Here is a 22612-nt window from a genome sequence, read left to right on the forward strand (position 1 = left end):
CTCAAAACATTACCGCGCCGCCATTGGGGCTGACGCATTGGCCGGTCATAAATGTGCCGCCGGGCCCGGCGAGGAAGAGCGCCGCCGCGGCGATCTCTTCCGGCCGGCCGATGCGGCCCAGGGGGTTCTGCGATTCCTTGGCCAGGGTCTCGGGCGAGGTCATCTCGATGCCCAGCATCGGCGTGTCGATCGGCCCCGGGGCGATCGAATTGACCAGGATATGCGGCGCGAATTCGCGCGCCCAGGCGCGGGTCAGCGACAGGACGCCGCCTTTCGAGGCGCAATAGAGCGAGCAGTTCTCGCGGCCGAGATAGGCAAGCTCAGAGGCGATGTTGATGACGCGGCCACCGCGCTTTTGCGCGACCATGAGCCGCAAGGCCTCGCGGCCCACAAGGAACACGCCTTTCAGATTGACGCCCATCAGCCGGTCGAAATCATCGACGCTCGTCTCGAGCAAAGGCTTCTCGATCAATATGCCGGCGCAATTGACCAGGATGTCGACACCGCCTTGCTGTGCGACGTCTGCGAAGAAGTTTCTCACCTCGGCCTCATTGGCGACATCCACGGGCATGGCCGCGGCGCGATCGGCAATGGTGACATGGGCGCCTTCGGCGGCGAAAGCCTGAGCGATGGCGAGCCCGATGCCGCTGGCGCCGCCGGTGACGACGGCACGTTTGCCTTCCAGAGTTCCCGTCATGCCATCACCTCGCCGCGATCGACATTGACGGCTTGGCCGGTGATGTTGGAGGCGAGGTCGGAAGCGAGGAAGAGATAGAGATTGGCCACGTCTTCGGGCTCCATGAGGCCGGGCAAAGCCTGCCCGGCGAGAATCTGATCGAGCATCTCGTCCTCGCTGATCTGGGCACGGGCCGAGACCTCGGTCAGCGAGCGCAAAGCCGCCCGCGTCTTGACCCAGCCGGGACACACCGCATTGACCCTGATCCGGCGCGGGCCCAATTCCTTGGCGAGGACGCGCATGAAGCCCAGATTGCCGTGCTTGGACGTGACATAGGCGGCGAAATCGGCTGCCGCACTCTTCGCCCAGATCGAAGCGGTGATGATGATGTTCGAGCCCTCGGGCATCCGTGTGAGGGCCTGGCGCGTCACATAATAAGTGCCGATGAGATTGATCTCGATGATCCTGGCGAAGAGGCGCTCGACCTCATCGCCTTCCTCATGCATGGGGGTCAGTCTCTCGAGCCCGGCATTGTTGACGAGCACGTCGAGGGCGCCGAGCGAGCCGACCTGCTCGCGCACCTGGGCCCGGTCGGTGATGTCGCAAATGAGGCCTTTGATCTTTCGGCCGCTCTCGGCCGAGAGCTTCGCCGCCGCTTCCTTGATGTCGGCCGTGCTCGACAGGATAGCAACCTCAGCGCCCGCGCGGACGAAACCCTCCGCCACCGCATAACCGATACCGTGGCTCGCCCCCGTGACCAGGACGCGCTTTTTCGTGAAGTCGAATGCCCCCATTATTCTGCAGCCTCCAATCCTTTTTCCTGATCGCGGATCAGCGCCAGCACCTCGCGGCGGATCTTGCGGAATTCCGGTATGTCGAGAATGTCGAGGCCGCGCTTTTCCGGCAGCGTGGCGGCGACCGGTATATCGGCGAGGACGCGCGCCGGCCGCGCCGAGAAGACGATGATGCGGTCGGCGAGCAGCACCGCCTCATCGACATCATGGGTGACGAAGATGACGGTCTTGCGCTCCGCGCGTCTCAGATCCATGAGCTGGATCTGCAGGCGCTCGCGGCTCAAAGCATCGAGCGCGCCGAAGGGCTCGTCCATCAACAGCACCAGCGGATTGGCGGCGAGCGTGCGGGCGATCGCCACGCGCTGGCGCATGCCGCCCGATATGCGGTTGATCGTGTAGTCGGCGAAGGGGGTGAGGCCGACGAGATCGAGATAATGCCGGGCGATGCGCTCCTTCTCCGCGGCCGAGACGTCGTCTCGATATCTGAGCCCGAAGCGGATATTGCCGAGCACGGTGAGCCAGGGGAAGGACGAATAGGACTGGAACACCATGCCCTTGTCGCGGCTCGGCCCTTCGACGCGCTTGCCCTTGAGATGGATTTCACCGGCGCTCGGCGTCTCAAGGCCGCCGACCATGCGCATGACCGTGGTCTTGCCGCAGCCCGAGGGGCCGACAAAGACGACGAACTCGCCTTCCTTGATGTCGATCGACAAGGGCTCGACCACCGGGATGATGCCGCCATCAGGCGTCGCGAACTGCTTGGCGACGTTCTCGATGCGGATGAAGCTTCGCTCGGACATCGGCGCGCTCATTGCAGATACCGGAACCAGCGCCGGTGCAGCATGCGGATCGCCTGGTCGGAGGCGAGGCCGATGATGCCGATGGTGAGGATGCCGGCGAAGACCTCGGGCGTCTTGCCATAGCGCCGCGCCGTCCATAATTCATAGCCGATGCCGGAGCTCGAGGCGACGATCTCGGCGACGAGGAGATAGGTCCAGCACCAGCCGAGCGTTATGCGCAAGCTGTCGACCATGTTGGGCAGCATGGCGCGCAGCAGCACATCCTTCATCAAAGCGGAGTCGGAGGCGCCGAGCGTGCGGCCGGTCTCGATGAATTCCTTGGGCACCCGCCTGGCATCATCGGCAATGAGCAGGATGAGCTGGAAGAAGGTGCCGATCCACAGAAGCGTGATCTTCGAGCCCTCGCCGATGCCGAGCCAGATGAGGGTCAGCGGCACCAGCGCCGGCACCGGCAGATAGCGGATGAAATCGATGAGCGGCTCGGTGAGCGCGGTGATGACGCGATAGCCGCTCATCAATATGCCGAGCGGGATGGCGATGACGGCGGAAGCAAGGAAGGCGGCCCAGACGCGCCCGATGCTGATGCCGATATCGCCGATATAGCCGGCCTCGGTGAAGAGCCGCGCCCAGGCCGAAAGCACCGCGCGCGGCGAGGGCAGGATCTGCGGATGGACGAGGCCGAGCTCCGCCACCGCCGACCAGATGACGAGCACCAGGAGAAAGGCCCCGATGCCGAGCCATGTTTCGATCCGCGGCTGGGGCGCGGCACGGAAGGTGAAGAGGTCCCGCCATGCCGTGCTGCGATGATCGGCGGCCTGCGCCGGCGGGGCGGAGTGTTCGTCCACCCGCGCCTTGGCGTCAGGTCGCGTCATGGCCATGCTGTTCAGGTCCAATGGCCATTCCTAAAACTATTGCAGCTTGTTGATGATCGACCGGTCGATGTGATCCTGCGGTATCAGCTTCACATCGGACGAGCCGAATTCGAGATTGAGGTCCATCGTCTCCTCGAAGATCGGATAGACGCGGCCTTCCTTGTCGACAGTGCCGATGAACTCCTTGGCCTCGGCGAGCGGCGTGTAGCGGAAGTTCGGCATCGTCGCCTTGAAATCGTCGGCGGTGATCGAGAACTGCTTGGCGATGATCGGGATCGCCGCCTCCTGATTGGCATTGAAGTAATCGATGGCGCGATAGACAGCGCGCAGGAATTTCACATATTTGTCCGGGTTGGCCTTGAGCTCGCCGGTATGCGCCATGATGATGTCGAGGATCAGGTCCTTCTGGTCCTTGGAGGAGACGAGGACATGGGCGCCGCGCTCCTTGTGCGCCGCGACCACCTGGCTCAGCACCGGCTCATAGGTGCCGACCGCCGCCACTTTGGGATCGCTGAAAATGCCGATCGCATCGGCGGCCGCGATATCGGCGAGCGTCGTGTCCTTGATCGAAAGGTTGCATTCCTTCTTCAGCGCCATCTGCATGATGAGGCGCGCCGGCAGGTTCGGCTCGACGGCGATGGACTTGCCCTTGAGGTCGCAGACCGACTTGATCGACTGGTCGGCCGCCCAGCCGTCGCCGCCGGTCGACAGGTCGATCGTGCCGATGATGATGCCTTGTGTTTCCTTGCGCCGGCCGAGGCCCTGATATTCGCCCACGGTGCGCAAATAGCAGTCGATATCGCCGCGCTCCATGGCGGCCATCGCATTCGGCATGTCGTCGTCGAGGATCTCCTCGACCTCGATGCCCTCTTCCTTGAAGTAGCCAAGCTCATTGGCGAGGTGGACGGGCCCGAAGCCGACCCAGACCGGATACATGCAGGTGACCTTGGTCGGATTGCCGACGGCGGCTTGGGCCGGGCCGCCGGTCCATACGGCAAGCGCCCCGGCGGTGGCCAGGCACATGAATAACGTCTTGAAAATCTTCGTCATTGTCTTCCTCCCTGTCCGGCGCGCTCTGTGTCGCGCCTGGATCGTTTTCCCATCTGGTGGAAAGCCGGGGCGATCGTCCGGATCAATGGCCGCCCTCTCTTTCCCGTCATCTTATGGGCTTCCGAAACCATCGGAAAAGAGGCAAGATAAGATGGTTACATTCGGAAAACGGAAGTATCGATGCGCCAGCTCATGGATGTCGACCTCAGGCTCATCCGCATCTTCCGCGTCATCGTGGAAGCGCGAGGTCTCGCCGGCGCCCAGCTCGTCCTCAATCTCAGCCAGTCGCGCATATCGACCAGCCTTGCCGAGCTCGAAGCCCGTCTCGGCGTGCGCCTGTGCCGGCGTGGCCGCGCCGGCTTCGCGCTCACCGAAGCCGGGCGCAGCGTCTATGACGCCTCGCATGACCTGTTCGAGGCGGTCGACCGGTTCTGCAACAATGCCGGCGGCGTATCGCTCAATCTCAAGCGCGTGGTGAAGCTCGGCGTGGTCGATGCGCTGTCGACCAATAGCGCGATCGGTCTGGCCAAGATCCTCGGCGATTTCCGCCACAGCGCGCCGTCCATATTGATCGATTTCATGATCGCGGGGCCGGAGGAGCTCGAGGCGCAGCTCGTTTCGGGCGCTCGCGACGTCATCATCGTGCCGAGCCTCGCCAAGCGCTCCGATCTCTCTTATGTGGCGCTCAGCCCCGAACGGCAGTCTCTCTACTGCGCCAAAAGCCATCCGCTGTTCGACCAGGACGATGCCGTGGCCGAGCGCCAGTTGTCGCGCCATGCCATCGTCGCCAGGGGCTATCTGCACAGCCAGGATCTGAAGCGCCTCGGCCATCGCCAGGCCGATGCGACGGTCGAGATGATGGAGGCGCAGCTCATCCTCATTCTGTCGGGCGGTTTCATCGGCTATTTGCCGGCGCATTATGCGGCTTCCTGGGTGGCGCGCGGCGAGCTGCGCCGCCTGTGCGACGCGAGCCTGAGCTATGATTCGACCTTCTACGCGGTGAGCCAGAGGAGTGCTGCCGAAAACCCGCTGGTGCGCCGGTTCCTGGCGAGCCTCAGCGGGCCGAGAAGCAGCACCGGTCTCGACCGTCAAAGCGCCGTGCCGGCCTGATCGAAGAGATAGATCTTGCTTGCGCCGAGGCGCAGGGTGCTGCCCTCCTGCAAGCGCGGCCGTCCCTGCGCCAGCCAGACGATCGGATCGCCGGCGCTGGTTTTGCCGTAGATTTGGGTGTCGCCGCCCAGATTCTCCATGACGTCGACTTTCATCTCGATGATCGCCGTCGGGTCATGGGACACGAAGGATGACGGCCTTATGCCCAAGGTGATCTTGTCTCCGGGCTTGAGCGAGGTTGTCCCGGGCCGCGCCATGCTGATCTTGCCATCGATCAGGCCGGCGCCGGCAAGCGTCATCTCGCTTGCACCGAGTGCGACGACCTCGGCCTTGAGGAAGTTCATCTTCGGCGAACCGATGAAGCCCGCGACGAAGACATTGGCGGGCGTGTCATAGAGCTCCGAGGGCGAGCCCACCTGCTCGATGAGTCCGTCGCGCAGCACGACGATCCGGTCGGCAAGCGTCATGGCTTCGATCTGATCATGCGTGACATAGACCATGGTCACGCCGAGTTCGCGGTGCAGCTTGGCGATTTCGACGCGCATCTGCGTCCTGAGCTCGGCATCGAGATTGGACAAAGGCTCGTCGAACAGAAAGAGCTTGGGCTTGCGCACGATCGCCCGCCCGATGGCGACCCGCTGGCGCTGGCCGCCGGAGAGTTGTCGCGGCTTGCGCGCGAGGAGGGGCTCGATCTGCAGGATCTGCGCGGTTTCCCTGACCCGCCGCTCGATCTCGGGCTTCGGCGTCCGGATCATCTCCAGTCCAAAGGCCATGTTGTCGAAGACCGTCATATGCGGATAGAGCGCATAGGACTGGAACACCATCGAGACCTGACGCTCGGCCGGCGCCACATGGGTCACGTCGCGGCCTTCGATGAAGACGTTCCCCGCGCTCAGCTCCTCGAGCCCGGCGATGATCCTGAGCAGCGTAGACTTGCCGCAACCCGATGGCCCGACGAAGACAATGAACTCCGATGCCTCGGCGGTCAAGCTCACCCCGCGCACCGCCGCATGGACGCCGAAATTCTTGACCACGTTTTGCAGGCTCAGGAACGCCATCTTATGCTCTTCACTCTGAAAATTTCGGTGCGGATTAAAGGTATGCGGGCGCGCTTCTTCCTCATGATTTGTCCAGGATGGCCCGCGCCAGGGCCTCGTCGGTGACGATGCCGTTCACGCGCGCGGATATCAGGGCGGCGCGCACGATGTCGAACTTGTAGACGCCGCCGGACACCAGGATGGAGGTCTTGATCCGGGCAAGGTCGGCGATGTTGAGCGCCATGGCGCGCTCGTTCAAGGGATGGTCGGCGAGCTTTCCCTCGGCGGTGATGAACGAGCCGAGGAGGTCGCCGATGGCGCCCGCCCTCCGCAATCCGGCGAGGTTCTCCTTGACGGTCGGGGTGACGGCGAGCTGCGAGCGTTTGGAGAAATCACCGCTCGAGACGAGCGCGATATCGACGCTGCGGGCCCGGCGCATCACGTCGGCAAGTCCATGATGGGTAAGAAGCATGTCGCGGCTTTCGACGCTCGGGCAATAGAGCGGTGCAGCGAGGTAGTAGCACTCGGCACCGAGCGCCTGGGCGAAATGCGTGGCGACCTCGAAGGTATTGGTGCCCGAGCCACGCGTGAGCCCGCCCATCAGCGTCGCCACCCAGCTTTCCGCATAGCGCCGGCGCGTCAGCCGGTTGACGGCCCAGCTCAGAGTGCGGCCCCAGCCGACGCCGAGGCCCATGCCGTTGGCGATCGACCGGTCGAGCAGGGCTCCGGCGGCCTCGCCGATCATGCGCTGCAGCACGTCGACATCCTGGATGGTGGGAACCACCGTCGCCGAGGCGAGACCGAAGCGTTTCTTGAGGCGCTCCTCGATCGCCACGCATTCGGCGATGGGGATGCGTACATCGACATTCACCGTCCCGTCGATGCGGCACTGCCCGACGATGTTGTTGACGCGCAGCCGGGTGATGCCCAGGCTGTTGGCGATATCCTGCTGGGTCTGGCCGGCGACGAAATAGAGATAGGCGACGCGCGCCCTTATGTGCTCGGGCTCGGCATTGGCGAGATAATCATCGAGATCCTGGATGCGTGTGTCGCTTGCCATGGTTGCCGCGTGCTGTCCTATTTCGTGGCGCCCATGGTGAGGCCCCGCACCATGTGGCGTGAAACGATGATGGCGAAGATGATCACCGGGAGCACGATGATCGAGCCGGTCGCCATGATCTTGCCCCAGGGCAGCTCATAGCCCGACATGTAGTTCGTCGCCACGACCGCGGCCGTCTTGCGCTCGGTCTTGTTGATGAGCACCAGCGCATAGAGCAGCTCGTTCCAGGAAAAGATGAAGCTGAAGATCGCCGACACGGCGACTCCCGGCATGCCGAGCGGCAGATAGATACGCCGGAAGATCGTCCACTGGCTGGCACCGTCGAGGCGCGCCGCCTGCTCGATGTCGGGCGGGATCGATCTGAATTGATCGGTGCAGATCCACACGACGATCGGCAGGTTGAAGGTGATGTAGACCAGCACCAGCACCAGATAGCTGTCGAGCAGGCCGAGCGACCGCGCAATGATATAGATGGGCAGCGCCAGCGCCACCGGCGTGATCATGCGGTTGGAGATGAACCAGAACCACAGGTCCGACTTGCCGCGGAAATCGTAGCGCGCCAAGGCAAAGGCGGCGGGCGTGCCGAGGGCCACCGATACGAGAGTGGCGAAGATGGCGACGATGAGCGAGTTGCCGACGGCACCCAGCAGCATGCCGTCATTGTAGACTTCGAGGTAATTGGTAAAGGTCGGCGTGAACCACCACAAGGGCGGGCTGGCGAGGAGGTCGGTCTGCGTCTTGAAGCTGCTCGACAGCATCCAATAGAAGGGAAAGAGCGTCACCAGGATGACCGCGACGAGGCCCATGACATGGAGGATGCGGCTCGGCTTCACGGTCATCCGTCGATTTCCCTGTAGATGAGGCGGATATAGAGCCGGCTCAGGATGACGGCGAGGATCATGAGCACGACCGCCTGTGCCGAGGCGAGGCCCATGTCGAAGACCTTGAAGCCGACGCGCTGGACATAGACGGAGATGAGATCGGTCGCCGCACCCGGGCCGCCGCGGGTCATGACGAAGACCATGTCGAACAGCTTGAGCACATCGGCCGAGCGCAGGATCAGGAGCGCCGTCAGTCCCGGGAGGAGATAGGGCGCCTGCACCCGTTTGAGGAGCTGCCATTTGCTCGAGGTCTCGAGCCGTGCCGCCTCCTCGATCTCGACCGGTATCATCGAGAGACCGGCAAGGAAGATCAGCGCGCAGAACGGCGTCCACTGCCACACATCCATGATCACGATGGCGGCGAAGGCGCCGATGGGCGAGCCCAGCCAGTCGATGCCGGCAATGCCGAACCATGATAGGAACTCATTGGCGACGCCGAAGTCCCGATTGAACATGAGCCGCCCGATGAGGCCGACAACGGCATAGGTCGTGGCGAGCGGCACCACCAGGGCCACGCGCGCCACCGACCTGAGGAAGCCGGCGCCCGGCTGATGCAGCAGCAGTGCGATGGCGACGCCGAGGGCAAGCTGGCAGGGCATCGAGAACAGGAAGAACTTGAAGGTCAGGAAGAGCGAATCGCGGAACGTGCTGTCGAACAGGATGGTCTTGTAGTTTTCCAGGCCGACGAAGGGAAAGCCGCTGCGCGGACGGGTCAGCTGATATTCACGGAAGGAGGTGACGATGGCGAAGAGGGTCGGATAGATGCCGATGGCGAGGAGCGCCAGGACCGCCGGGGCAAGAAATCGCAACGGCGTCCATGGGCTGTAGCCGGGATCGAGCTTCTGCCGTGCTGTCGTCATCCCGGCCATATTATTCGAGATTGGTGTGGTTGGCCCGCATCTTCTCTGGGCTTACCCCCAACCTGTCGCGCAATCTGAGGATCATGGCCTCGAACAGGATATATTGCGCGCCTTCGAAGAGCGATCCCATCGGCAATACCGAGATGCGCCCGGAGCGGTCGTCCGCCATCGTCTGGGCCGGCAGATGCAGCACGAGATCGGCGAATTCGGCGCATCTGGCCTTGGGCTGGGCGGTGACGAGCAGGACGCGGGCGCCCGCTTCGCGGGCGACGCCCATGAGCCCGGCGATGGTCGCGAAATAGCCGGGGCCGGCCGAGACGATGAGCAGGCCGCCTTTGCCGAGATAGGGCGTCGTCATGTCGCCGACCACCGCGACATCGAGGCCCAGATGAAATAGCCGCATGGCAAGGCCCTTCATCTGGAGGCCCTCGCGGCCGACGCCGTGGATCGCGATGCGGCGGGCCTCGGCGATCATGGCGATCGCCGCCTCGACATTGGCGTCATCGACGCGCTGGAAGACGTCGCCGATCTCCGCCAATGCTGCCTGATACAGATCAGCCACGTTCAACGCTCCGGATGGAAGCGCGCCCCCGGTCGCGGGCGCGCCGTCACGTCTCGATTATTGCAGCAGCGGCTTCTTGCCGTCGTAGTAGCCTTCCTTTTCAAGGATGGGCTCCATGCGGGTGCTGATTTCCTTGACCCCGTCCTCGGTCGAGACTTCGCCCAGCATCATCTTGCTGCCGAATTCGGCGATGATCTCGGATATTGCCGGCCAGGCCGGGAAGCGCGGGCGGAATTCCGGCACGCCCTTCTGCCAGGAGGCGACCATGGGCTCGACGAATTTGTATTTCGCCTTGATGTCCGGCTGCTCATAGATGGCCATGCGGCCCGACACGCCGCCCGCCTCGACATAGGCGCGCGAGATCTCTTCCGACGTCGCCCATTGGATGAAAAGCCAGGACGCCTTCTGCTGCTCAGGCGTGGCCTGGGCCGCGACCGCAAGCGAGAAGCCGCCGAGCGCCGGCAGCCGGCCGGCCGGCCCCGCAGGCTCGGGCGCCACGGCAAGGCAGTCGCCGAGCTTGGAGGAGGCAGGATCGGTGAGCGTGCCGTAGAAGGCCGACCATTCGGTGATCATCGCGACCTGGTTCTGCGCCAGCGCGTTGACGGCCTCGGCGTGATCGAAGCTGACGATGCCGGGCGGCATGTACTTCATCAGCTCCTGGCGGAATTTGAGGCCGGCCTGGCTCTCCGGGCTGCCCAGATTCGACTTGAACTCCTTGGTGAGCAACGAGCCGCCGAAGGGCCAGAGCACGCGCATGAAGCTGTCGGCCGACTGTGTTTCGCCGCGCAGCGACTGGAGCGCGAAGGCATATTCCTTCTTGTCGGCATTGGTGAGTTTCGGCGCATAGGTCTTGAGAAGCTCGTCCCAGGTCTCGGGCGGCTTGTCGAAGCCCGCTTCCTTGAGCTTGCAGGAATTGTAGAACAGGAGGCCCGAATAATTGTCGAACGGCAATCCATAGACTTTTCCGCCCCACGAGCCGAAAGCATCGAGCAGCAGCGGGAAGAAGCCTTTGAGGTTCAGATTGGGATCGGTGATCGCGGCGTCCTTGGTGAAGTCCTCGATCGGGAGGATCCAGCCGTTCTCGGCGAACTCGCCGATCCACACGAGATCGACCAGCGCCATGGTGAGATCGCCGCTCGAGGTGAAATTGAGGACTTCCTTCTCGCGCGTGTTCTCGTAAGGCACGGTCTCATATTTGACCTTGATGCCCGTCTTCTTCTCGAATTCGGGCAGCAGCTTGATGATCGCGCGATAGCCGGGGCGGTCGAGGAAGATACCGCTGATCTCGGTGCCCTTGAGGGGGGCGGCGGCGGTCTCGAGCCAGTCCGCCTTGGCTTGCGTGGGTAAAGCCGCTGCCGCGGCGAGAAGTGCCAGCGAGCAGGCGGCGGCCAGAAACAGCTTCTTCATATCCATCCTCCCATTTCGTCTCGATTTTGCGGACGTTTTGTCCGCTCTTACTATCCAGTTTACAAATGTAAATTGAGATTTACAAGAGTAAATCAAAAGTTGCGGACCCGAGTGGACGCTGCACAAAAACTAATCGTCCCCGGCAAAATTGCTCAATCCTGTTTCGCCACCGCCCTCGCTATGACTGGGCCGGCCGCCGGCGACATTCGCGTTGCGCGGACGAGCCGGGTCTGTCGGGTAGGGTGATGATCAATCTCAAGAACATCTCGAAGAGCTACCCTGTCGGCGGCCGCGACGTGCTGGCGCTCGATCGCATCGATCTCGACATCGTCAAGGGCGAGATCTTCGGGATCATCGGCTCATCGGGTGCCGGCAAATCGACGCTGGTGCGGCTTATCAATCTTCTGGAGCAGCCGACGGCGGGCGAGATCCGTGTCGATGGCCGCTCGACTAGGGGCGTCACGGGAGCGCCGCTCAGGGCGCCGCGTCGCGATATCGGCATGGTGTTCCAGCACTTCAATCTGCTCAACGCCAAGACCGTCGCCCAGAATATCGCTTTCCCGTTGCAGCTTGCGGGCGTTCTGAGCCGCGCCGAGATCGAGGCCAGGGTCGGGGAGCTCATCGCGCGGGTTGGTCTCGGCGCCCATGCGCAAAAATACCCGCGCCAGCTCTCCGGCGGCCAGAAGCAGCGCGTCGGCATTGCCCGGGCGCTGGCGAGCAAGCCGCAGATACTGCTCTGCGACGAGGCGACGAGCGCGCTCGATCCCGAGACGACGCAATCGGTCTTGAAGCTTCTCGCCGAGATCAATCGCGAGCTCGGCATCACCATCGTCCTCATCACGCATGAAATGGATGTGGTGCGTGAGGTCTGCGACCGTGTTGCCGTGCTCGACCAGGGCCGCGTGGTCGAATGGGGCAAGGTCGCCGATGTCTTCCTGCATCCGCGCCATAAGGCGACCTTGCGGCTGGTGCGCGAGGCCGAGCATGGCGAAGCGGGAGAAAACGCGCGCGATTTAGCTCATGCGCCTGGTCCCGTCTATCGCCTCACCTTTCTGGGCGAAGCGGCGCACCGGCCGATCCTCGGCGCCGCGGCGCGCGAATTCGGCATCGATTACAGCATCCTGGCCGGGCGCATCGGCCATATCCGGCTGACGCCTTTCGCGCAGCTGACCGTCTCCCTGGTCGGCGGCAGCGTCTTCGGCGCCATCAGCCGCCTCGAGGCGGCGGGCGTCGTGGCCGAGAAGCTGAGCGACGGCCCGGTCGGCATCGCCGCGCGCGCGGCCAACGGGTGAAAGACGATGAGTTTCCTCGACAGCATCGATTGGGGCGACATTGCCGCAGCGGGGGTGGCGACACTTTCCATGCTGGGCGGCGCTTTGAGCTTCACGGTGCTCTTCGGCCTGCCGCTCGGCATTCTACTGTTCCTCACCGGGCGCAACCAGATGCTGGAGCAGAAGGCGGTCTACGCCGTCCTTTCCTTCGTCCTCAATATCCTGCGCTCGGTGCCCTTCATCATTCTCCTGATCGTGCTGATGCCGGTGACCGTGCTGCTGACCGGCACGTCGCTGGGCGTCAGGGGCGTGATCCCGCCGCTCGTCTTCGGCACGGCGCCCTTTTTCGCGCGCCTGGTCGAGACGGCATTGCGCGAGGTCGACCGCGGTGTCATCGAGGCCTCGCAGGCCATGGGCGGCTCGACTGTCCAGATCGTGTTCCGCGCGCTCCTGCCGGAGGCGCTGCCGGGCCTCATCGCGGCGGTGACCGTCACGTCGATCGTTCTCGTCGATTACACCGCCATGGCGGGCGCCATTGGCGGCGGCGGCATTGGCGATCTCGCCATCCGCTATGGCTATCAGCGCTTCGAGACGGAGGTGATGGCGGTGACGGTCGTCATCCTCATCCTCCTGGTGCAGGTGCTGCAGGCTTCGGGCAACCGGCTCGTCGCCTATTTCTCCCACAAATGAATGAAGTCAAACGCAACCCATGAGGACATCATGAAATTCGTAAAAACCCTGACCGCACTGCTGACGGCGCTGGTGCTGAGCGTGGGGTCGCTGCAGGCGGCGCAGAAGCTCATTGTCGGCGCCACCGCCATTCCCCATGCCGAGATCCTGGAATTCGTGAAGCCGATCGTCGCCAAGGAAGGGCTTGATCTCGATATCAAGGTGTTCTCCGACTATATCCAGCCCAATGTCCAGCTCGTCTCCAAGGAGCTCGACGCCAATTATTTCCAGTACCGCCCGTTCCTCAACGACTATAACCGGGCGCGGGGCACCAATCTCGTGCCGATTGTGCCGGTCCATGTCGAGCCTTTCGTCGCCTATTCGACCAAGATCACCGCCATCGACCAGATCGCCGAAGGCGCCACCGTGGCGATCCCCAATGATCCGGTGAATGGCGGGCGCGGCCTGTTGCTGCTGCAGAAGGTCGGCCTCCTCAAATTGAACGGCAAGCCCGAGCTCGAGACGCCGGAGGACCCGCTGCCGACGCCCAAGGACATCGTGGACAACCCGAAGCAGCTCAAGATCGTCGAGCTCGAATCGGCCATGCTGCCGCGCGCTCTGTCGCAAGTCGATCTCGCGGCCCTCAACGGCAACTATGTCCTCGAAGCCAAGCTCGACGTGAGCAAGTCGCTCTTTATCGAGCGCGGCCAGGACGGCAAGAACATCTGGGGCGAATATCTGGTGACGCGCCCCGAGGACAAGGACCGTCCGGAGATCGCCATCCTTGCCAAGGCGCTCAACAGCGATGCGACGCGCGACTTCATCAAGACCCGCTATCAGGGCCAGATTTATCCGGCCTTCTGATCAACCATGGACGGGCAGGGGCTATTCCCTGCCCGCAAAACGATGATGCCCGTGACCCTCATCACACCTGAGCCTCCCAAGCCCGTGCAGATCTTTGCCGGGGAACCGGCGCCCGCGGCACCGCGTCCCGAAACGCCGGCGCATGTCATTGCGAGCGATGCGGAGGCCGTCGCGGTGGCCGGGCAGCTCGCGCCGCGCTTTGCCGCGGAGGCGGCGGAGCGCGATCGCGAGCGCCGCTTGCCCATCGAGGAGCTCGACCTTTTCTCGCAAAGCGGCCTCTGGGGCATCACTATCCCCAAGGCCTATGGCGGAGCCCAGGTCTCGCAAGCGACCGTCGCCCGGGTCTTCACGATCCTGGCAGCGGCCGATCCTTCGATTGCCCAGATCCCGCAGAACCATTTCGAGATCGTCGATGTCATCCGCTCGACCGGGAGCGAGGCCCAGAAGCGCGAGCTTTTCGCCTTGATCCTGTCGGGCCTGAGGCTCGGCAACGCCTTCTCCGAATTCCACGGCAAGAATGTCGAGACTTTCGAGACGCGCATCGTCCGTCAGGGCGATGATTATGTCGTCAATGGCCGTAAATTCTATTCGACCGGCGCGCTCTTTGCGCATCTCGTCCCGATCGTCGCCATCGATGAGGCGGGCCATGTCGTCGTCGCGGTGGCCGACCGCGAGGCCAAAGGCCTTGCGATCTTCAATGACTGGTCGGCCTTCGGCCAGAGGACGACGGCGAGCGGCACCGTGATCCTCGATCATGTGACGATCCCGGTATCGCGGCTCCTTCCCGCTCATATCGTCTATGAGCGGCAAAGCGCGGTAGGTCCCCAGAGCCAGCTCATCCATGCCGCGATCGATGCCGGCATTGCCCGTGGCGCCATCGACGCCACGATCGACTTCGTCCGCCATCAGGCGAGGCCCTGGATCGACAGCGGCCAGGACAAGGCTTCCGACGATCCCTACACCATCGCTGAGATCGGCGATCTCAAGATCCGCCTGCATGCGGCCGAGGCCTTGCTCGAGCGCGCCGGCCGCGAGCTCGACGCGACTTTGGCGGGCACGAATGACGAGACGATCGCCAAGGCTAAGATCGCCGTCGCCGAGGCCAAGGTGCTCACCACCGAGATCGCCATCCTCGCCGCCAACAAGCTCTTCGAGCTGGCGGGCACGCGCTCGACCTTGGGCAAGCACAATCTCGACCGCATCTGGCGCGACGCGCGGACCCACACGCTGCATGATCCGGTGCGCTGGAAATACAACGCCATCGGGCAGTATTATCTGAACGGCGTCAACCCGCCGCTGCATTCCTGGATCTGACGCGTTTGGGACAGGAAATTCCCTGCTCCTAATATCGTCGGAAAATACTAACCGATTGATCTGGCGCTCATTTCGTTGAGCGGGCCGCAAAAAAGGCCGAATACCCTGTATTTTCCCTGTATCCGATCGTCTCCCGATCTCAGGTCCATCGGTATTGGGCCGCCGGATGGCCGTCGGTGAGGCGCGGCCGACCCCGGCCGAACAGCTTTTCGCGCAACGTGCCTGGTTCATAATCGCGCTTGTAGCGCTGGCGGCGCTGCAATTCGGGAACGATGAGATCGACGACGTCCTCGAAGGTTTCAGGCCGCACAGCGAAAGCGAGATTGAAGCCGTCTATGTCGGTCTCATCGACCCAGGCCTCGAGCTCATCTGAGACACGCTCGGGCGAGCCCACGATCAGCGGCCCGATACCGCCGATCGCGACGTGATCGGCGACCTCGCGCACCGTCCAGCGGCGATCGGGATCGGCGCGCGTCACATTCTCGAGCGCCGTGCGGCCGGCCTCGCTCTCGACATGCTCGACGATCTGGTCGGGATCGAGACGCGAGAAGTCGACGCCGGTCCAGCCCGACATCAAGGTGAGCGCGCCCTCCGGGCTCGCATAGCGGCGATAGTCGGCGAGCTTGGCGCGGGCATCGGCATCGCTCTTCGCGGTGACGATGGTCATCAGCGCGAAGATCAGGATGCTGCGGGGGTCGCGCCTGCTCTCTGCCGCGAGCTTGCGGATTGCCGCGACGCGCTGGCCGATGACCTTCTTGGAAGGGCCTGAGATGAACACGCATTCGGCATGGCGCGCGGCGAAGCTGCGTCCCGCCGGTGACGAGCCTGCCTGATAGAGCACCGGCGTGCGCTGCGGCGAGGGCTCACCGAGATGGAGCGCATCGAGGCGGTAATGCGGACCTTGATGGGTGACCTTGCGCACGCGCTCGGGCCTGGTGAACACGCCCAACTTGCGGTCGCGGATGACGGCATCGTCGGCCCAGCTCCCTTCCCATAACTTATAGACGACGGCCATATAGTCTTCCGCGATCCGGTAGCGATCGTCATGGGCATTCTGCTTGTCGCGGCCCGTGGCCTTGGCGGCGCTGTCGAGATAGCCGGTGACGACATTCCAGCCGATGCGGCCACGGGTCAGATGATCGAGCGTCGTCATGCGCCGCGCGAAAGGGAAGGGCGGCTCATAAGAGAGCGTGACCGTCACGCCGAAGCCCAGATGCTCCGTGGCCTGCGCCATGGCCGGTACCAGCAGCAACGGGTCATTGACCGGCACTTGCGTCGCATGCTTGAGCGCTGCCTCGGGCGTGCCACCGAAGACGTCATAGACGCCCAGCACATCGGCGAGGAACAGGCCGTCGAATTTTCCGCGCTCCAGCAGCCGGGCGAGATCGGTCCAGTAATCGAGCGTCGCATAGTCCTTCGAGCGGTCGCGCGGATGCTGCCAGAGGCCCGGCGATTGATGCGCCACGCAATTCATCTCGAAGGCGTTGAAGCGGATCTGCTTCGGCATGAATGGATCAGCCGGCCGCTACCGCCTTGCGCTCGGACGGCGCCACGACATTGGCGATCACCTCGCCGAAGGGTCCGGCATTGCGGGCAGGGCCCAGATCATTGCCGGTCGTCGCCTTGAGCGGCAGCTTGGGGAAGACCAGCTCGGCGAAGCGGTAGCATTCCTCGAGATGCGGATAGCCCGACAGGATGAAACGGTCGATGCCGAGCGCCATATATTCCTTCATGCGAGCCGCGACCTCGTCCGGATTGCCGACCAGTGCTGTCCCGGCCCCACCCCTGACCAATCCGACGCCGGCCCAGAGATTGGGACTCACTTCGAGCTTGTCGCGCTTGCCGCCATGAAGCTGCGACATGCGCTGCTGGCCGACGGAATCGAAGCGGGCGAAAGCCTTCTGCGCCGTGGCGATGGTGTCGTCGTCGAGCCTGGAGATGAGGTCATCGGCGGCGCGCCAGGCCTCGGCTGAGGTTTCGCGCACGATGACATGGAGCCGGATGCCGTAGGAAAAGCTACGCCCGGTGGTTGCGGCCAGCGCCTTGGCCTTGGCGAGCTTCTCCGCCACGAGATGAGGCGGCTCACCCCAGGTCAGATAGACATCGACATGGTCGGCCGCGACCTTGTTGCCGGCATCCGATGAGCCGCCGAAATAAAGTGGCGGATAAGGCTTCTGCACCGGTGGATAGAGCAGCTTGCCCTTCTCGATCTTGAGGTGCTTGCCCTCATAGGTCACTTCCTCGCCGGTAAGAAGGCGGCGCCAGATGGTAAGGAACTCATCGGTCACGGCATAGCGCTCGTCATGGTCGAGGAAGACGCCGTCGCCCTTGAGCTCGAGCGGATCGCCGCCCGTCACCACATTGATGAGAAGGCGTCCGTTCGACAGCCGGTCTAGGGTCGCCGCCATGCGCGCCGCGAAAGCGGGCTCGCTGAGGCCGGGCCTCACCGCCATGAGATAGCGCAGCCTCTGGGTCAAGGGCACCATGGCCGAGGCGATGACCCAGGAATCCTCGCAGGAGCGGCCCGTGGGCAAGAGGACGCCATAATAGCCGAGCTCGTCGGCGGCGCGCGCGATCTGTCCCAGATAGGTGAGCGACACATGGCGGGCGCCGATCTCGCTGCCGAGATAGCGTCCGTCGCCATGGGTCGGCAGGAACCACAGCACGTCCGTTGCCGGGGCAGGTGGCGGAAGGTCGATTTGTTGTGTCATGGGTCTCTCAAACAGCTCCGTGCCGCGGCGGGTTGACGCCGTTCAGCCAGTAATTGCCGATGACGCGGTATTTCCAGCGCACCGGGTCGTGCACCGTATGGGTGCGGGCATTGCGCCAATAGCGGTCGAGGTTGAATTCTGCGAGGGTGGATCGCGATCCGCCGAGCTCGATGAGCTTGCTGCCGGCCAAAAGCGAGGCATCGGTCGCCGCGACCTTCGCCTCGGCGACGGCGATGGATGCGGCAGCGACGGTGTCGACGGTCGGGTTGTCGACCGTCTCGTCGACGAAGTCGCCGGCGCGCGCCAGCAGCGCATCGGCGGCGTCGACCGCGATCTTCACCTGGCCCACTTCGGCGATGATATGCGGGTCCTCATAGCCATGCTCGACCCCGCTTTCCTTCCACGGCCTCGTATATTGCCGCACGAAGCGGATCGTCTCCTCGAGCGCGCCTCGCGCAATGCCCTGGTCGACAGCCGCATGCATGATCTGCGCATGCGGTCCCATTGAGCTCGGCGTCTCGAAAAGCTGGTGGAAGGGCAGGACGGAGAAGGGATGGACCGGCACGTTCTCCAGGATCGTGGTGCCGGAGCCGGTGGTGCGCTGGCCGAAGCCCGACCAGTCATCGACGATGGTGATGCCTTCGCTGTCGCGCGGAATGATGGAAAGCGTGCTCTTGCCCTCGTCATTATTGGCGACGACCGCGATCCAATGGGCAAAGAGCACGCCGGTCGAATAGAATTTTCGGCCGTTCAGCCTGAAGCTCTCGCCATCCTTGCTGATCTTCGTGGCATGGTCCTGCGCCGTCTTGGTGCCGAGCTCGGAAAGGGCATTGCCCAGCCGCTCGCCCGCAAGCACGCCCTTGTAGAAGAAATGCTTCTGCTCCGGCGTGCCGACGAGCCGCAAGGCCTCCAGCATGAAGAAGTGGTTCTGCGGGATCTGGCCGATCGAGCCGTCGGCGGCCGAGATGATGGCCATGACCTCGGCGAGGGTGCCCGCTTTGACCTCGGCCCCGCCGAATTCCCTGGGCACCGTGATGGCAAGGAGGCCCGCATCGGAGAGGAGGTCCATTTCCTCGTAAGGCAGCCGCCTGTCACGGTCGCGCTCGGCGGCGCCTTTGGCGAGATGAGCGGCGACCTCATGCGCGACGGAGATGGCCTCGTCGTCCGAGCGGATGATGCGCGCCGCCTGCTGACGCGGCGCCGGTATGCGGAATTCAAGTGCTGGATCGCGGGCGGCGGTGGCGAGCTGAACGGTCATGTCGTGAACCTCAATTCCAGGCATGGCGGGGTGGATTGACGCCGTTCAAGGCGTAGTTGCCGATATGGAAATATTTCCAGCGCACCGGATCGTGCAGCGTATGGGTGCGGGCATTGCGCCAATGACGGTCGAAATTATGCTCAGCCAGGGTCGAGCGCGTGCCGCCGAGCTCATGCAGCTTATTCGTGGCGAGGATGGCGATCTCGGTGGTCAGCACCTTGGCCTCGGCGACCTTGACCGAGACTTCGGCGACCGTATCGTCGGTCGGGTGCCGGATGATGCTGTCGATCGCCTTGCCGGCGCGCGTGAGCACGGCCTCGGCGGCGTGGAGCTTGATCTCGAGATCGCCGATCTGCGAGATGCTGAACACGTCCTCATGGCCATGCTCTTGCCCTGAGTCGATCCACGGCCTGGTGTGCTTGCGCACAAAGCGGATGGTCTCCTCGATCGCGGCCCGCGCGATGCCGGCGTCGACCGCGGCCTGGATGATCTGCGACACGGAACCGTTGGAGGAAGGGTTCTCGCCGCCGAGATAGGCCGGGATCACGCCCAGCGGGTCGACGCGGACATTGTCGATCCTGACATTGCCGCTGGCGGTGGTGCGCTGGCCGAAGCTCGACCAGCTGTCGATGATGGTGAGGCCTGGCGCGTCGCGCGGCACGATGGCGAGATGGACTTTGCCCTCGGGGCTGACGGCGCCGATGTGGATGTAATGGGCGAAGAGCGCGCCGGTCGCATAGAATTTCTCGCCCTTGACGACAAAACCGTCGCCATCCGGCGTGAGCGTCGTCTCGAAGGCGCCGACATGGCGGCTCTTGGCTTCGGAAAAGGCATTGCCGAGGCGGTAGCCTTTGAGCACGCGGCTGAACCACCACTTCTTCTGGGCCTCGGAGGCGGTGGCGCGAATGGCATCGAGCGCCGCCAGATGGTTCTGCGGCATCTGGCCGATCGAGGGATCGGCGGCCGAGATGATCTTGATGACTTCCGCCAGTGTCGCGAAAGAGACTTCGGCGCCGCCATAGGCTCTGGGCACCGTGATGGCCCACAGGCCCTTGCCCGAGAAGCGGTCGAGCTCCTGGACGGGCAGGCGCCGCGTGCGGTCGCGCTCGGCCGCCTCGGCGGCGAATTCCGCCGCCAGGGCCCGCGCCAGCGCGATCGCTTCCTCGTCCGACTTGATCACATGGGCACTGGGGTTGAGCTCGAAGCTCGGCTGCGGTTCGCTCGTCATATTAGCCTCTCCTGAAAAATCACATCACGCGCTGGCGAAGCTGCCGTAACGGCCATGGCCATAGACGAGGGGCTCGCCCCCGTTCACGCGCACGGCCTTGACCTCGCCGATGACGATCGCATGGCTGTGCCGCTCGATGAATTCCTCGACCGCGCAATCGATTGCCGCGATGGCGCCGTCGAGCACCGAGGCCTGGGTGGCGAGCGTGGTCCAGGAGGCGCCGGCATAGCGCTCGGGACCTTTGATGCCGTCGCGGCCGGCGAAGCGCTCGGCGACCTCGCGATGGGCGTGGCCCAGGATGTTGACGCAGAAATGCCGGTGCTTCTGGATCACCGGCCAGGACGAGGCGCCGCGATTGACGCAGACGATCATGGTCGGCGGATCGAGCGACAGCGATATGGCCGAGGTCACGGTAAGCCCGGTGCGGTCTTGGCCGACGCCGGCGGTGATGACGCTGACGCCCCCCGCGACATGGCGCATCGCATCGCGCAAGGATTGGGCGTGATCGGTGAAATCCAAGGGCGACCTCACGGCAATGGTCATAGGCTGGACTCTCGTCTCGATGGATGAATGGTGACAGGCGGGAAATTTAGTTCATGGGGCTTGCCGTCGCTCCGAGTTTTCTTTGTGCCGGGCTTTAGCAATTCTCAATTGGCAGGGAGCGGATGGAGCCCGGCAGTTTTGTTTGCCGAGCTCTTTAGCAATTCTCAATTGCTGGTGAAGGCGTGGCGAGGTTAGCAAATGCGCTCTCTTGAGGAGTTTGTTCATGACCCGCCAGATCCGTTTCAACGCCTTCGACATGAATTGCGTCGGCCATCAATCGCCCGGCCTGTGGGCGCATCCGCGCGACAAGTCGTGGAAGTACAAGGACCTCGATTACTGGCAGGATCTCGCCCGCACGCTCGAGAAAGGCGTGTTCGACGGCATCTTCATCGCCGATGTGATCGGCTATTATGACGTGTACAAGGGATCGAACTACCACGCGATCGAGCAGGCGGCGCAGATCCCGGTCAACGACCCCTTGCAGCTTGCCGCTCCCATCGCGCTGGCGACCGAGCATCTCGGCATCGGCATCACCGCATCGACCTCCTTCGAGCACCCATATACTTTCGCCCGCCGGATCGCGACCGCCGATCACCACACCAAGGGTCGCGTCGGCTGGAACATCGTCACCTCCTATCTCGAAAGCGGGGCCAAGAATGTCGGCGAGGGTGGGTTGCGGCGGCACGACAATCGCTATGAGGTCGCAGCCGAATATGTGGAAGTGCTCTACAAGCTCCTCGAGGGCAGCTGGGAAGAGGGCGCTGTGGTGCGCGACGGCGAGAAGCGCATCTTTACCCATCCCGACAAGGTCCATGAGATCGGCCATAAGGGAAAATTCTTCGACGTGCCCGGCTATCAGCTCACCGAGCCTTCGCCGCAGAGGACTCCGGTCCTCTATCAGGCGGGCGCCTCGGGTCCCGGCAAGGAATTCGCCGCCAATCACGCCGAATGCATTTTCGTCGCGGCGCCGACGAAGTCCCTCCTCAAGGCCTATGTGAGCGATATTCGCGGAAGGGCCGCCAAGGCCGGCCGCGATCCGCGGAAACTCTATATCTACAACCTCGCCACCATCATCACCGACGAGACCGATGCGAAGGCTCAAGCCAAATTCGAAGACTACAGGAAATATGCTTCCTATGACGGCGCGCTGGTCTTCATGTCGGGCTGGAGCGGCATCGACTTCGGCCAATATGCGCCGACCGACCTCGTCAAGAAGGTCGAGACCAATGCCATCATCTCCATGGTCGAGCACTTTGCCGGCAAGGATAAAGCCTGGTCGATCGAGGAGCTGGCGAAGTTCGGCGGCATTGGCGGGCTCGGGCCCGTCTTCGTCGGCTCGCCGTCGCGTATCGCCGACACCTTGCAGGAATGGGTCGCCGACACCGATGTCGACGGCTTCAACCTCGCTTATGCGGTGACGCCCGAGACCTTCGAGGATGTCGTCGGCTATGTCGTCCCCGAACTGCAGCGCCGCGGCGCCTATCCCAAGGCCTATCGGCCAGGCACGCTGCGCGACAAGCTCTTCGGTGACGGGCCTTATCTGCAGGCGCCGCACCCCGCCGCTCAATATCGCGACATCGAAGCCGTGAAACGCCGCGAGGCGAAGGCGCCCGCCTCCGTTTCCCGCATTCGCGAAACCGCGTGA

At 63.6% G+C, this 22612-nt stretch carries 22 protein-coding genes; 6 read left to right on the plus strand and 16 right to left on the minus strand.

Annotated features, from left to right (window positions below):
* Window position 1: 1 nt before the first annotated feature.
* From DS839_RS17765 to DS839_RS17785, 5 genes are read right to left on the minus strand one after another with little or no spacing between them, the layout of a single operon-like run.
* Window positions 2–697: an SDR family NAD(P)-dependent oxidoreductase gene (locus DS839_RS17765; RefSeq protein ID WP_119271793.1), complete on the minus strand. Its 696-nt coding sequence runs from the start codon at window positions 695–697 to the stop codon at window positions 2–4.
* On the minus strand, window positions 694–1470 hold the full coding sequence (locus DS839_RS17770; protein WP_119271794.1) for an SDR family NAD(P)-dependent oxidoreductase: 777 nt from the start codon (window positions 1468–1470) through the stop codon (window positions 694–696). The genes DS839_RS17765 and DS839_RS17770 overlap by 4 nt, the downstream gene beginning before the upstream one ends.
* Window positions 1470–2270 (minus strand): ABC transporter ATP-binding protein, encoded by an 801-nt coding sequence (locus tag DS839_RS17775; protein ID WP_119271795.1) that lies wholly within the window; start codon window positions 2268–2270, stop codon window positions 1470–1472. Before DS839_RS17775 ends, DS839_RS17770 begins: the two co-directional genes overlap by 1 nt.
* A gap of 8 nt (window positions 2271–2278) precedes the next feature.
* Window positions 2279–3142, minus strand: a complete 864-nt coding sequence (locus DS839_RS17780; protein WP_368911709.1) for an ABC transporter permease — start codon at window positions 3140–3142, stop codon at window positions 2279–2281.
* Window positions 3143–3178: 36 nt separating this feature from the next.
* Window positions 3179–4192: an ABC transporter substrate-binding protein gene (locus tag DS839_RS17785; RefSeq protein ID WP_119271796.1), complete on the minus strand. Its 1014-nt coding sequence runs from the start codon at window positions 4190–4192 to the stop codon at window positions 3179–3181.
* Window positions 4193–4372: 180 nt separating this feature from the next.
* Between DS839_RS17785 and DS839_RS17790 the strand changes: the two genes are divergently transcribed.
* Window positions 4373–5302 (plus strand): LysR family transcriptional regulator, encoded by a 930-nt coding sequence (locus tag DS839_RS17790; RefSeq protein WP_119271797.1) that lies wholly within the window; start codon window positions 4373–4375, stop codon window positions 5300–5302.
* Here DS839_RS17790 and DS839_RS17795 read toward each other — a convergent pair.
* From DS839_RS17795 to DS839_RS17820, 6 genes are all read right to left on the minus strand, one after another.
* Window positions 5281–6360 carry an ABC transporter ATP-binding protein gene (locus DS839_RS17795; protein ID WP_119271798.1) on the minus strand — a complete coding sequence of 360 codons (1080 nt, stop codon included), beginning with the start codon at window positions 6358–6360 and terminating at the stop codon, window positions 5281–5283. The genes DS839_RS17790 and DS839_RS17795 overlap by 22 nt on opposite strands.
* A gap of 61 nt (window positions 6361–6421) precedes the next feature.
* Window positions 6422–7399, minus strand: coding sequence for a sugar-binding transcriptional regulator (locus tag DS839_RS17800; RefSeq protein ID WP_119271799.1), 978 nt, complete (start codon window positions 7397–7399; stop codon window positions 6422–6424).
* 17 nt (window positions 7400–7416) lie between these two features.
* The gene (locus DS839_RS17805; RefSeq protein ID WP_119271800.1) at window positions 7417–8238 is read right to left on the minus strand and encodes a carbohydrate ABC transporter permease; all 822 of its coding nucleotides are present in this window, start codon (window positions 8236–8238) and stop codon (window positions 7417–7419) included.
* Complete coding sequence (locus tag DS839_RS17810; protein WP_368911710.1) at window positions 8235–9140, minus strand: carbohydrate ABC transporter permease; 906 nt, start codon at window positions 9138–9140, stop codon at window positions 8235–8237. The genes DS839_RS17805 and DS839_RS17810 overlap by 4 nt, the downstream gene beginning before the upstream one ends.
* A 10-nt stretch (window positions 9141–9150) precedes the next feature.
* The gene (locus tag DS839_RS17815) at window positions 9151–9702 is read right to left on the minus strand and encodes an SIS domain-containing protein (protein WP_119271802.1); all 552 of its coding nucleotides are present in this window, start codon (window positions 9700–9702) and stop codon (window positions 9151–9153) included.
* A 57-nt stretch (window positions 9703–9759) separates the two neighbouring features.
* The gene (locus DS839_RS17820) at window positions 9760–11109 is read right to left on the minus strand and encodes an ABC transporter substrate-binding protein (protein WP_119271803.1); all 1350 of its coding nucleotides are present in this window, start codon (window positions 11107–11109) and stop codon (window positions 9760–9762) included.
* Window positions 11110–11354: 245 nt separating this feature from the next.
* Between DS839_RS17820 and DS839_RS17825 the strand changes: the two genes are divergently transcribed.
* From DS839_RS17825 to DS839_RS17840, 4 genes are read left to right on the plus strand one after another with little or no spacing between them, the layout of a single operon-like run.
* Complete coding sequence (locus tag DS839_RS17825; RefSeq protein ID WP_119271804.1) at window positions 11355–12401, plus strand: methionine ABC transporter ATP-binding protein; 1047 nt, start codon at window positions 11355–11357, stop codon at window positions 12399–12401.
* Window positions 12402–12407: 6 nt separating this feature from the next.
* Window positions 12408–13070, plus strand: coding sequence for a methionine ABC transporter permease (locus tag DS839_RS17830; RefSeq protein WP_119271805.1), 663 nt, complete (start codon window positions 12408–12410; stop codon window positions 13068–13070).
* A gap of 30 nt (window positions 13071–13100) precedes the next feature.
* Complete coding sequence (locus DS839_RS17835) at window positions 13101–13913, plus strand: MetQ/NlpA family ABC transporter substrate-binding protein (protein WP_119272069.1); 813 nt, start codon at window positions 13101–13103, stop codon at window positions 13911–13913.
* Between the two features lie 45 nt (window positions 13914–13958).
* Window positions 13959–15227 (plus strand): SfnB family sulfur acquisition oxidoreductase, encoded by a 1269-nt coding sequence (locus tag DS839_RS17840; RefSeq protein WP_162918665.1) that lies wholly within the window; start codon window positions 13959–13961, stop codon window positions 15225–15227.
* A gap of 139 nt (window positions 15228–15366) precedes the next feature.
* On the opposite strand, the gene DS839_RS17845 is transcribed toward DS839_RS17840, so the two are convergent.
* The 5 genes from DS839_RS17845 to DS839_RS17865 are packed head-to-tail and all read right to left on the minus strand — an operon-like array spanning window position 15367 to window position 20967.
* Window positions 15367–16734: an LLM class flavin-dependent oxidoreductase gene (locus DS839_RS17845; protein ID WP_119271807.1), complete on the minus strand. Its 1368-nt coding sequence runs from the start codon at window positions 16732–16734 to the stop codon at window positions 15367–15369.
* A 7-nt stretch (window positions 16735–16741) separates the two neighbouring features.
* Window positions 16742–17938 (minus strand): FMNH2-dependent alkanesulfonate monooxygenase, encoded by a 1197-nt coding sequence (gene ssuD / locus DS839_RS17850; protein WP_119271808.1) that lies wholly within the window; start codon window positions 17936–17938, stop codon window positions 16742–16744.
* Between the two features lie 7 nt (window positions 17939–17945).
* On the minus strand, window positions 17946–19196 hold the full coding sequence (locus tag DS839_RS17855) for an SfnB family sulfur acquisition oxidoreductase (RefSeq protein WP_119271809.1): 1251 nt from the start codon (window positions 19194–19196) through the stop codon (window positions 17946–17948).
* A 10-nt stretch (window positions 19197–19206) separates the two neighbouring features.
* Window positions 19207–20424 carry an SfnB family sulfur acquisition oxidoreductase gene (locus DS839_RS17860; RefSeq protein ID WP_119271810.1) on the minus strand — a complete coding sequence of 406 codons (1218 nt, stop codon included), beginning with the start codon at window positions 20422–20424 and terminating at the stop codon, window positions 19207–19209.
* A 24-nt stretch (window positions 20425–20448) separates the two neighbouring features.
* Window positions 20449–20967: a flavin reductase family protein gene (locus DS839_RS17865; RefSeq protein WP_119271811.1), complete on the minus strand. Its 519-nt coding sequence runs from the start codon at window positions 20965–20967 to the stop codon at window positions 20449–20451.
* 223 nt (window positions 20968–21190) lie between these two features.
* Here DS839_RS17865 and DS839_RS17870 point away from each other — a divergent pair, with 223 nt between their 5' ends.
* A complete protein-coding gene (locus DS839_RS17870) occupies window positions 21191–22612 on the plus strand; it encodes an LLM class flavin-dependent oxidoreductase (protein ID WP_119271812.1) in 1422 nt (473 codons plus the stop codon).

It is taken from the genome of Taklimakanibacter deserti (assembly GCA_003574785.1).